The sequence below is a fragment of the Ruegeria sp. BHSA123 genome, assembly GCF_059613425.1.
In genome coordinates this window covers 1-11,332 of record NZ_JBXWSL010000075.1, presented here as the reverse complement: position 1 = coordinate 11,332, position 11,332 = coordinate 1, and the positions used below count along the sequence as shown (strand labels likewise).

Below are 11,332 nucleotides of genomic sequence, written 5' to 3'. Positions count from 1 at the left end.
TCATCATAAACGCCCAGAACAACACCCCTGCCCCGACTTTTGGTTCGCATTTCAATCAATTGCTGCTCGGACCGGGTTGTGCGCTGTGACGCCCGCCGCGTCCAGGCGAACAGGTGCTCGTACATTTCAGCGATTACACCGGCATGTTCCGCGCTGTCACCCAGATCGTTCAACTCATCAGGGTCGTTTTCCAGATCGAACAGGATTGGCCGGTACCCACCTTCACAATGGATCAGTTTCCATTTCTTGCTTGCGGCCATGAACATCACCGCATCGCGGACCGACACGTCCAAAACATTTGCGATTGGTGAAGCCGAGTAGTCATATTCGCAGATCACCACATCGCGTGGCAATGCGTCCCTCTCCCCATAGAGATTAGGCAACAGGGAGTGACCTTCCAGAATATGCGTCGCCACTTCCCCGCCAGCCGCATCGACAAAGGTCGGTGCAAGGTCGATGGATTCCACAAGCGCATCGCTGAAGGTACCGCGTGTCGCGTCCGCCTCGGGCGACGGGTCATAGATGATCAACGGCACCCTGGTGGAGGCGTTGTGGAAGAAGGTCTTTTCCCCCATCCAGTGATCGCCCAGAAAATCACCATGGTCTGATGTCAACACGATCATCGTGTTTTCCATCCGCCCGGTTCTCTCCATCCAGTCCAACAGGCGGCCCATCTGGTCATCTGCTTGCTTGATCAGCCCCATATAGGCTGGGATAACCGCCTCACGTACGTCCTGCCGCGAAAAGGTCTGGCCGATCTTTGTGTCCATGAAGGCTTTAAGCACGGGATGCGCATTCTGACGTTCCGCCTCGGATCGCACCACAGGCAGCACATGTTCCGGTCCATACATCGAGGCGTATGGGTCCGGTACGATGTACGGCCAATGCGGCTTGATAAAACTCAGATGACAGCACCACGGGCCATCATGCGTTTCCATGAACTCTATCGCGCGACCGGTCAGATAGGGCGTTTCGCTGTCTTCCTCTGCAATATTAGCGGCTTCGGGTGAATTCTTCAGAAACCAGCCTGACAGAACGTTGCCATTCGCATCCAGCCCGGAATTGGCAAAGTCATGCCAGGGATTGTCGCTCTCATACCCTTTGGCTTTTAGGAATTTGTTGTATTCCTTTGCCCCTTCCGGGTCATAATACCCATCCGGACCTTCGGGCAGCATACCGTCATCCCGTTCGTACACGTCGAACCCACATTCGGCGACGCGGGCCCCGATCAGGCTGTCAGGCTCCAAGCCCAACCTCGCCATCCCTTCGGCATCTGCACGCATATGAGTTTTGCCAACCAGCCAGCAATCCATCCCCGCCTTACGCAGGTGATCGCCCATTGTAATCTCACCGACTTTCAACGGAATTCCGTTCCACGACGCCCCGTGAGAATGCACATAGCGCCCGGTATAAGTGGACATGCGGGAGCTGCCGCAGATCGGAGATTGGATATAGGCGCGGTTGAAGCGCACGCCTTTGGCTGCCAGACGATCGATATTTGGGGTATGCAGATGCGGATGGCCGTAACAGCTCAGATAATCCCATCGCAGCTGGTCGAACATGATGAACAGGATGTTTCTTGCCTTGGCCAAGTTGACGCCCTTCCCCACAAGTCACGAGGACCTAGTTAGCCATTTCTATCCGCTGAGCGAAGCAAAACCTGCGTCAGGCCTGGCGGTCCATTTGCTCCAGCATCTTCTTGGCACGTTTGCATTGCAGCTTGTCGCGCAGTGGGCTGTCGGGGTCGATGTCTTTTTGGCAAACAACGCATTTATCCGCGCCCGAGATCGCGTTTAGACCACCGCAGCTGCCTTTGATGGTCTTGCCCATCAGCATGACACCCAATGACATGCCCACCATGACGAGAGCGAGAAGAATGAAGGCCAGAATAAAGGTACTCATCTCAGCTCCAACAGTCAGTTCGATCCCAGCGCGTCTTTGAACGCTGTGCTATGGGCAGTGATATAGGCATCTTCGCCGCCTGTCACATCCCGCGAGATGAAATACACTGCAAGTTTATGCTCCTCTGCCAGAGCTAGCCCTTTTTCCTGCCCCAAGGCCAGCATGGCTGTTGCCCAGGCATCGGCCATCATCGCGTTTTCGGCCAGCACGGTGACCGAAGTGGTGCGGTGCGTGATCGGACGGCCTGTTGTCGGATCGATGATATGCGAATATCGCACACCATCTTTTTCAAAGAAATTCCTGTAATCGCCCGAACTGGCCATGCCCCTGTCATTCAAAGAAATGATCAACTGGATGGTTTGCGAACCCGTTTCAGGTTTCTCGATACCAATGAGCCACGCTTCGCCCTTGTCATTCTTACCTTTGGCCACAAGATCGCCGCCAATTTCAACCAGATAGTTTTCGATGCCAGCGGCCTGCAAGGTTTCTGCAACAGCGTCAATTCCATAGCCTTTTGCAATCGCGGACAGGTTAATGCCCACACTGGCGTTTGACTTGGCAAGCGTACCAGCATCGGTATCGAGCGCTAGCAGGCGTTCTTGACCTACACCATTCAGCGCGGCGTTGATATCCGCATCTGATGGCACCGGGTCTTCGGGCTTGCGTGGGCCAAAACCCCAAAGTTCGATCAGAGGGCCGAGGGTTACGTCGAAAATGCCACCGGATTTCGAGTGCACTTCGTTCGCTGCCGAAAGAACCAGCGCGAGTTCGTTGGACACAGGCATCGGATCTGTGCTGGTCGATGCGGAAAAAACAGAAACTTCCGAGTTCGGATCCCAGTTGGACATCTTGGCATTCACTGCTGCCAACTTATCACTGACGGCCGCGGCCAGTGCGTCTTTGTCAAGGTCCTCGCCAATTGCGGTGATATTGTAGGTCGTGCCCATTGTCTCGCCGGACAGACGAACTTCTTCGGGTTCCTTGTCAAAAAGACAGCCTGAAAGAAGGGTGAAAAAGGCCAGTACGGGCAAAAGACGCATTGGGCGTTCTCCGGGACATTCTTTGCCCGGCATATGACAGCGGTCCCCGCCAGAGTCAAATTGGCATTACAGTTTCAATGGAAGGAAACCCAACAGCAGAAGACCAGTTCCAGCCGGAATTCCGAACAACCACGCGCGTTTCCGCCACCCGGGCTTCTGTTGCTTCCACGCCATACGAAAGTTGTGACCGCACACAACAGCCGCAAAGAAGATCAGCGCGGCAACCGGGGGCGTAAGATAGAGTTCATTCAAAGGCTTAAGCTCCCTCTGCTGACCTGCGTTTGGCCAACTCGTGCAATTGCACCCTATACAGGTCGTTTAGCTGCGCTAAAGTGAAAGGGAAAGACTTTGCAAGAACCATAAGGAGATTGCTCATGGCCCCAACTTCTTATCAGTCGCCGTCGCGCGGTGACAAGGCTGACAAGACAACCTACAGCCAATCAGCGGAATCAAACCTGTCGCATTCGCAGACGACCGTGGCCAAACTGCTTGAGGGTAAAGGGGATGCGGTGTTCTCGGTGCGACCTAATGATACCATCCATTCGGTGGTGAACACGCTCAAGGACAAGCGAATTGGTGCTGTTCTGGTGACCGATCAGAACGGGGCATTGAAAGGAATTTTGTCGGAACGCGACATCGTGAGGCGCATGGCCGATACGCCGGGACAGACCCTGCCACAGTCGGTCGAAGACCTGATGACCAGGGATGTAAAAGCCTGCATGCCCGAGGATACGCTGAATGACGTGCTGAAGACTATGACCGAGGGACGTTTCCGCCATATGCCGGTTCTGCGTGATGGCAATTTGTGCGGTGTCATCACTATCGGTGACGTAGTGCATTTCCGCCTGAGGGAATTGGAGTATGAAGCGCTTCGCATGAAGCAGATGATCGTAGGCTAGTTTCAACCGGTTGAAAGAAACCCGATGCTACCGCCGTCTATTTCAACGGCAGTTAATCTGCCCGAGGCAAAGGCACCGGTATCAATCGACACAACCCGGTTTTTAACCCGGGGTTGGTTTACAATTGTATGACCGTGTACAACCCATTGCGCGTCGCTGCGTGCAAGCCGTGGAAACATCGGATGACCCCATAGACAGATTTGGCGATCCTGGGATTGAATGGATTGCCGCGGATCAAGCGCCGCGTGGACAAAGGTGACGTTGCCGCTGGTCCAGGTCAGCGGCAGATTTGCAAGCCAGTCCAGCAAGCTGTCGCCCATCTTATGCCGCAGACGCTCTGCCAGTTCAGGCAGATGCTTGCCACCGTCCAACTCGTCGGGACATTCGAGACCGAAAGATGCCAAAGTTTCCGCTCCTCCGTTATGAAACCAAAGCCTGGCGTATCGTTCCGGGTCGTTTGCAAATTGCAGCAGCATCTCTTCGTGATTGCCAAGCAGGCATTGCACCCGCCCGTCTGACGCTTCACTCAGGTGATGCAAATGCCGCAGTACCTGCGCGCTGTATGCCCCCCGGTCGATGTAATCGCCCAGAAAAACCAGCGGGCTTTGATCGTCGAGTCGTGGCAAAACCGCCTGAAGCAGATCAAGACGACCGTGAATATCGCCGACAGCTGTCACTTTTTCTGCTGGTGCCACGTCGCATGGCATCGCATTGGAGCTTTCCCTCGCCGCGGATTGGAACCGCCGTCTGATCCAGTCTTTCATCATGGCATTTGATCCCTACCCGCCCCGCTCGGTGGTCGCAATCAACAACTGTTTGAATAGGCAAAGTGTTGACCACGAGCCTTAGATTGTCCGATATGCCCGCAGGATGTTCGCAAGCAGTTGATCTGATGATAGGATCAGCCTTCCAGCCAGCGATGAATTTGCAGTGAGTTCTGAGGGTTTTATGAAACGAGTATTGATTACAGGTTCTGCCGGGTTCATCGGATTCCATCTGGCCAAGTTGCTTTTGGCAGAAGGGTTTCAGGTACACGGCTACGACGGGATGACCGACTATTATGATGTGACCCTGAAACAGCGTCGACATCAGATACTGCTTCAAACCTCAGGATTTACGGCAACTGAAGACCGTTTGGAAAACTTTGATCGGCTTGTGCAGGTCGCTGAGGAGTTTCAGCCCGATGTCATCGTACATCTGGCCGCGCAGGCTGGCGTGCGGCACAGCCTTGAATATCCCCGCAGCTATATCGAGTCGAACGTTGTGGGCACGTTCAATGTGATGGAAATTGCGCGTCAGCATAAGGTGGAACATCTTTTGATGGCGTCGACCTCATCGATCTACGGTGCAAACGAAGACATGCCGTTCATCGAAACAGAAAAAGCCGACACCCAACTGACGATCTATTCCGCCACCAAAAAGGCGAATGAGGCGATGGGGCATTCCTATGCCCATCTGTGGGATTTGCCGACCACGATGTTTCGGTTTTTCACCGTTTACGGCACTTGGGGGCGCCCCGATCTGGCCTATTTCAAGTTCGTCGCTGCGATACTGGATGGCAGACCAATAGACATCTACAATCATGGCGATATGTATCGCGACTTCACGCATGTAGAAGACCTTGTGCGCGGGATCAGGTTGCTGATCGATGTTCCACCGGTTCGCCCGATCAGCCGCGCGGATATCGAAGACGGTGACAGCTTGTCGCCAGTTGCACCGTACCGCATCGTCAACATTGGCAACGGAGACAAGGTGCGTCTGATGGATTTCATAGAAGCCATCGAAGAGGCTGTTGGCCAGAAAGCGGTCAAAAACTTCATGCCAATGCAGATGGGCGATGTTCATGCCACCTGGGCTGACAATCGGCTGTTGCAGCAGCTGACGAATTATCGCCCGCAGACCGACTTGAAGGACGGCATTGCCCAATTCGTCGCCTGGTATCGGGACTATTACGGAAAATAGGTCGACCTGGTGCCGTAATGAAAAAACCGGCGCACTCAGCGCCGGTTTCATTATTTACCCGCCAAAATCGTCGAGCATGATATCTTCTCGATCCACGCCCAGATCCAGCAGCATGTTGATAACCGACTGGTTCATGATTGGCGGTCCACACATGTAGTATTCGCAATCCTCAGGTGCCGGGTGGTTCTTGAGGTATTCTTCGAACAGAACGTTGTGGATGAAGCCGGTATAGCCTTTCCATTCATCCTCGGGCTGGGCGTCTGACAGAGCGACGTGCCATTCGAAATTGTCGAACTCTTCCGCCAGCTGATCGAAGTCCTCGACAAAGAACATCTCTTTCTTGGATCGTGCGCCGTACCAAAAACTGATCTTGCGGTCGCGGTTCTCAAGGCGTTTGAGCTGGTCAAAGATGTGGCTGCGCATCGGTGCCATGCCGGCGCCACCACCGATGAAGACCATTTCCTTCTTGGTTTCACGCGCGAAAAACTCGCCAAATGGACCCGAAATAGTAACTTTATCGCCCGGCTTCAGGTTGAAGATGTAGGACGACATCTGGCCCGGCGGAATTCCTTCTGAGCCCGGAGGCGGTGAAGCTACCCGGACGTTAAGCATGATCATGCCCTTTTCATCCGGATAGTTGGCCATCGAATAGGCGCGTTCGATCGGTTGTGTCACAACCGACTCATATTGCCACAGATTGAAGCGATCCCAATCCTCGCGGTATTCTTCCTGCACGTCGAAATCGGTGTATTTCAACTGATGAGCGGGCGCTTCGATCTGGATGTAGCCCCCGGCACGGAATTTCACGTCCTCTCCTTCGGGCAGGTCCAGAGTAAGGGCCTTGATAAAGGTCGCAACGTTGTCGTTCGAGCGAACGGTGCATTCCCATTTCTTGACGCCGAAGACCTCTTCTGGAACTTCGATTTCCATGTCCTGCTTGACCGCCACCTGACAGGACAGACGGTCGCCACAGGAGGCTTCGCGCTTTGTAATGTGACTTTCTTCGGTCGGCAGGATCGAACCGCCACCCGAATGCACTTTCACGCGGCACTGGGCACAGGTACCACCACCACCGCAGGCTGACGGAACAAACAGTTTTTCGGCCGCCAATGTTTGCAGCAGTTTGCCACCCGCCGGAACCGAGATAGTCTTTTCACCGTTGATGGTGATGTTGACGTTGCCGGTTGACACCAACTTTGACCGAGCAGCCATAATGATGGCCACCAGCGCCAGAACAATCAGGGTGAACAGGACAACGCCGAGCGAAAAGGTTTCCATTCTCTCGCCCCCCTTACAGTTTCACGCCTGAGAAGGACATAAAGGCCATCGCCATCAGCCCGGCGGTGATAAAGGTGATGCCCAGCCCCTGAAGCCCGTCCGGCACATCCGAGTATTTGAGCTTTTCGCGCACGCCCGCCATCGCGGTGATCGCCAACGCCCAACCGAAGCCGGATGAGATGCCATAGGTGGTCGCCTCGGCAAAGTTATAATCCCGTTCGACCATGAACAGCGAACCACCTAGAATGGCACAGTTCACAGTGATCAAAGGCAGGAAGATCCCCAGCGCGTTGTAGAGCGGCGGGAAATACTTATCGAGAATCATTTCGAGGATCTGAACCATCGCTGCGATCACGCCGATATAGGAAATCAGCCCGAGAAAGGTCAGATCCACATCCGGGAACCCGGCCCATGCCAATGCGCCCGGTTTCAGCAGGAAGGACAGCAACAGGTTGTTGGCGGGCACGGTGATGGCCTGCACCACCATGACCGATATTCCCAGGCCGATGGCAGTCGAAATCTTTTTCGACACGGCGATGAAGGTACACATGCCAAGGAAAAAGCTGAGCGCAAGGTTTTCGATAAAGACGGCCTTCACGGCCAGAGAGATAAGCCCTTCCATCAGTGCGCCTCTACCTGCTGGATTTTGTATTCACGTTCTTCGACCTGGTTCGGCTTCCACGTGCGGAAAGCCCAGATCAGCAGGCCGATCACGAAAAACGCCGAAGGTGGCAGCAGCAACAGGCCGTTGGGTACGTACCAACCGCCATTATTGACCGTTTGCAGGATTGTCACGCCAAACAGGCTGCCCGATCCAAACAACTCCCGGATAATGCCCACCAGCATCAGGATCAGGCCATAGCCCATGCCGTTGCCAAAACCGTCGATGAACGACGCTACCGGCGGGTTTTTCATGGCGAATGCCTCGGCTCGGCCCATAACGATACAGTTGGTGATAATCAGGCCGACAAACACCGACAGGGTCTTGGAAATCTGAAAGGCATAAGCTTTGAGGATCTGATCCACCAAAATCACTAGCGAGGCGATGATCACCATCTGCACGATGATTCGGATCGAACCGGGAATCTGATTGCGCAAAATCGAAATGAACATCGACGAAAACGCAGTCACAAAGGTCACCGCCAGCGCCATGACAAAGGCCACCTGCAACGACGAAGTCACCGCCAAAGCTGAACAGATGCCCAGCACCTGCAGGGTGATCGGGTTGTTGTCGACAAGGGGGTCGACCAACAGCTCTTTCTTGGTCTGCGACATCAGATCTCTCCTGCTTGCAGTTTGGCCAGGAACGGCGCGTAACCCGCATCGCCCATCCAGAATCTCACCAGGTTGTCGACACCGACAGTGGTCAGGGTCGCACCTGCCAGGGCGTCGATGTAATAGTCGGGCCCGGCCGCAGGCTGCGACTTGGCGACGGTGATCTGCAACACTCCCGCGTCGTCGCGCAGCTTCTTGCCGTTCCACAACGTCTTCCAGCGCGGGTTGTCCACCTCAGCACCCAAACCCGGTGTCTCACCATGCTGATAGAATTGCAGGCCGAAAATGTCGTTGCCGTTCTTTTCCAGCGCGATGAAGCCGTAGAGCGTAGACCACAACCCATAGCCATGCAGCGGCAGGATCACCTTGTCCAACGCTCCGCTGTCGTCGCGCAGCAGATAGATGACCCGATACTTTGCCTTGCGACCAATGCCTGCGGGATCGTCGTCAAGCGCGACGCTCAGGTCCGGATCGCCGGCAGCGGCCAAATCGTCAAAGGTGGCCGGCTCGAACTGATCGTCCACAAAATCGCCCGTTGCCAGGTCCAGCACATGCGGCTCGAATGCGGCAAATGCTTCGGTGACATTGACGCCGGGTTCATACACCCCCGCCACCTGCAGGATATTGACCTGCTTGTCCTTCAGCTTGTTGGCCTCCTGCACCGGGCGCAGGCTGACCGCGGCGGCCGACACGATCATCGAGGCAACGAGACAGACCGCAACAGCAATAAAGATCGTTTTGCCAACTGAATCTGGTGAGGCCGCCAGAAACCGGGCAATCGCGCCCTTGCGTTCAGGGGATTGCGTATCAGACATGGCGACGCGCCCTCCGTTTGATGTTGGCCTGAACGACAAAATAATCGATCAGCGGTGCAAAGACGTTGCCGAACAGTATGGCCAGCATCATACCTTCGGGAAAGGCTGGGTTGATCACACGTATTAACACAACCATGACACCAATCAGGGCGCCATAGACATAGCGACCGGCATTGGTGTGGCTGGCCGAGACCGGCTCGGTCACCATGAAAGCCAGACCAAAGGCGTAACCACCCAATACGACATGCCAGTACCAGGGCATAGCGAACATCGGGTTCGTCTCGGACCCGATCAGGTTCAGCAGCCAGGTGAACGCAATTGTGCCTGCCAGACATCCCACAATCAGCCGATAGTTGGCGATCTTGGTGATCAGCAGGAAGGCTAGACCGATGATGCAGGCCAGCGTCGAGGTTTCCCCTATACTGCCTTGGATGGTGCCATAAAACGCGCTCCACCAGGTGATACCGTCAGCGGCCAGCGCCTGATAGCCTTCGGCAGCCGACACAGCCAGAGCCGTCGCACCGGAAAACCCGTCGACCGGGGTCCACACGGCATCGCCCGACATCTGCGCGGGATAGGCAAAATACAAAAACGCCCGCCCCACCAAGGCAGGGTTGAGGAAGTTCTTACCAGTGCCGCCGAAAACCTCTTTGCCGATCACGACACCAAAAATAATTCCCAGGGCAACCTGCCACAGAGGCGTAGTTGCTGGCATGATCAGGGCGTAAAGCATCGAAGTGACAAGAAAGCCTTCATTCACCTCATGCCCGCGGACCGTTGCGAAAATGACCTCGAAAATACCGCCTGCCACCAACGTGACGACATAGATCGGCAGGAAGTACATGAGCCCGTGCATGACATTGGCAAAGATGCTGTCCGGACTAAGCGAAATGCCAAAAACCTGAAGAATTGCAATTCGCCAGCCGGTTGCCGACTCTGGGCCAAGCGCGGCAATGGCCGAATTTGCCTGATAACCGGTGTTCCACATTCCCCACAGGATGCAAGGAATAGTGGCAATCACGACATATGTCATGATCCGCTTCATATCTACATAAGACCGCGCATGAGGAGCAACGGTGGTTACGGTTTTCGGAGTGTAGATGAAGCTTTCCACCATCTCGTAGATCGGAAAAAGCTTCTCGTACTTGCCGCCCTTGGTAAAGTTCGGCTCGATCCGGTCAAAGAAGTTACGCAATCCCATTCGGATCAGCCCTCCTTTTCAATCTTGTTCAGGCAGTCGCGCAGTGCCAGCCCGTATTCGTATTTCGCCGGACAGGCAAAGCCCACAAGGCCCAGATCCTCTTCGTCCAGTTCAAGCGCACCCAGTGCCTGAGCCGTATCCGTATCCATCACCAGCAAGGCCCGAAGCAATTGTGTGGGCAGGTAATCCTGCGGCATCAACTCTTCGAACACGCCTGTTGGCACCATTGCACGGCGGCCACCGTTCAGGTTGGACGTAAAAGCATAAAGTTTCCTGGAAAAGGACGAGCCCAATACAGGCTGGACGGAATACTTGGAAGGCATTGGTCGGATCCAGCCCATCGGAATCTGATCGTGATCCTCTCGGATGATACAGATTTGACGGGCAAACCTCCCCAGATATGCGGTTGGTCCGTCGGCATGTTTACCCGACAGGATCGAACCCGAGATAATGCGGGGCGTTCCGTCCACATTTACCTCATCCCGTGTCAAGTCGTCCGTGGAGGCGCCCATCACGGTGCGGATCAAGCGCGGCTGACGCGCACCGGGTCCGGTCAAGGCGATCACAACACTCGGGTCCAGATGCCCGGTCTGCATTAAGCGACCAATCGCGATGACGTCTTGATAACCGATGGTCCAGACCTGCTTTTCCCCTGCAATCGGTTCGAGGAAGTGAATATGGGTTCCTGCCAGGCCCGATGGATGTGGACCGGAAAACGCTGCGGCCTCGACACCAGCAACATCCGCGCCGGGGATCGTGTCGCCTTGTTTCTGGCAAAGATAGGTCTTGCCTTCGGCCAGCTTGCTGACCGCTGCCATTCCAGCGGCAAAGGCTTCGGGTGCCTCGGCAATGATCGTGGCGGCATCAGCCGCCAAAGGGTCACTGTCCATAGCTGTCACGAAAATCGCGTTCGGTTTGGCACCGGGTTCCGGCATTTTCGAATAAGGTCGCGTGCGGAAT

General features: G+C 55.1%; 12 protein-coding genes. 2 read left to right on the top strand and 10 right to left on the bottom strand.

The genetic code is table 11. The features are described from left to right. From AC2FNC_RS18390 to AC2FNC_RS18380, 3 genes are all read right to left on the bottom strand, one after another. Positions 1 to 1,592, bottom strand: a 1,592-nt coding sequence (locus tag AC2FNC_RS18390) for a sulfatase-like hydrolase/transferase (protein ID WP_496716193.1), incomplete at its 3' end; no start/stop codon positions are given. Between the two features lie 73 nt (positions 1,593 to 1,665). Next, positions 1,666 to 1,902 (bottom strand): (Na+)-NQR maturation NqrM, encoded by a 237-nt coding sequence (gene nqrM, locus AC2FNC_RS18385; RefSeq protein ID WP_267366293.1) that lies wholly within the window; start codon positions 1,900 to 1,902, stop codon positions 1,666 to 1,668. Positions 1,903 to 1,916: 14 nt separating this feature from the next. Next, positions 1,917 to 2,942 (bottom strand): FAD:protein FMN transferase, encoded by a 1,026-nt coding sequence (locus AC2FNC_RS18380; protein WP_496716192.1) that lies wholly within the window; start codon positions 2,940 to 2,942, stop codon positions 1,917 to 1,919. A gap of 374 nt (positions 2,943 to 3,316) precedes the next feature. Here AC2FNC_RS18380 and AC2FNC_RS18375 point away from each other — a divergent pair, with 374 nt between their 5' ends. Continuing rightward, the gene (locus AC2FNC_RS18375) at positions 3,317 to 3,841 is read left to right on the top strand and encodes a CBS domain-containing protein (protein WP_480477180.1); all 525 of its coding nucleotides are present in this window, start codon (positions 3,317 to 3,319) and stop codon (positions 3,839 to 3,841) included. A gap of 2 nt (positions 3,842 to 3,843) precedes the next feature. Here the strand turns inward: AC2FNC_RS18375 and AC2FNC_RS18370 are convergent, their stop codons facing one another. Continuing rightward, positions 3,844 to 4,608: a metallophosphoesterase family protein gene (locus AC2FNC_RS18370; RefSeq protein ID WP_480519888.1), complete on the bottom strand. Its 765-nt coding sequence runs from the start codon at positions 4,606 to 4,608 to the stop codon at positions 3,844 to 3,846. 181 nt (positions 4,609 to 4,789) lie between these two features. Here AC2FNC_RS18370 and AC2FNC_RS18365 point away from each other — a divergent pair, with 181 nt between their 5' ends. After that, a complete protein-coding gene (locus AC2FNC_RS18365; protein ID WP_480519886.1) occupies positions 4,790 to 5,803 on the top strand; it encodes an NAD-dependent epimerase/dehydratase family protein in 1,014 nt (337 codons plus the stop codon). Between the two features lie 54 nt (positions 5,804 to 5,857). Here AC2FNC_RS18365 and nqrF read toward each other — a convergent pair whose 3' ends face one another. The 6 genes from nqrF to nqrA all read right to left on the bottom strand — a co-directional run. Next, positions 5,858 to 7,081, bottom strand: a complete 1,224-nt coding sequence (gene nqrF, locus AC2FNC_RS18360) for an NADH:ubiquinone reductase (Na(+)-transporting) subunit F (RefSeq protein WP_480477174.1) — start codon at positions 7,079 to 7,081, stop codon at positions 5,858 to 5,860. A 13-nt stretch (positions 7,082 to 7,094) separates the two neighbouring features. Continuing rightward, positions 7,095 to 7,703 (bottom strand): NADH:ubiquinone reductase (Na(+)-transporting) subunit E, encoded by a 609-nt coding sequence (nqrE, locus tag AC2FNC_RS18355; RefSeq protein ID WP_209507136.1) that lies wholly within the window; start codon positions 7,701 to 7,703, stop codon positions 7,095 to 7,097. Continuing rightward, positions 7,703 to 8,356, bottom strand: a complete 654-nt coding sequence (locus tag AC2FNC_RS18350; protein ID WP_480477172.1) for an NADH:ubiquinone reductase (Na(+)-transporting) subunit D — start codon at positions 8,354 to 8,356, stop codon at positions 7,703 to 7,705. The genes nqrE and AC2FNC_RS18350 overlap by 1 nt, the downstream gene beginning before the upstream one ends. After that, entirely contained in the window at positions 8,356 to 9,171 is an 816-nt protein-coding gene (locus tag AC2FNC_RS18345; protein ID WP_480519882.1) for a Na(+)-translocating NADH-quinone reductase subunit C, read from the bottom strand. Before AC2FNC_RS18345 ends, AC2FNC_RS18350 begins: the two co-directional genes overlap by 1 nt. Next, entirely contained in the window at positions 9,164 to 10,372 is a 1,209-nt protein-coding gene (locus AC2FNC_RS18340; RefSeq protein WP_480477168.1) for an NADH:ubiquinone reductase (Na(+)-transporting) subunit B, read from the bottom strand. Before AC2FNC_RS18340 ends, AC2FNC_RS18345 begins: the two co-directional genes overlap by 8 nt. A gap of 5 nt (positions 10,373 to 10,377) precedes the next feature. Further along, positions 10,378 to 11,332 (bottom strand): NADH:ubiquinone reductase (Na(+)-transporting) subunit A (gene nqrA / locus AC2FNC_RS18335; protein WP_496716189.1); only part of this gene is annotated, 955 nt, incomplete at its 5' end.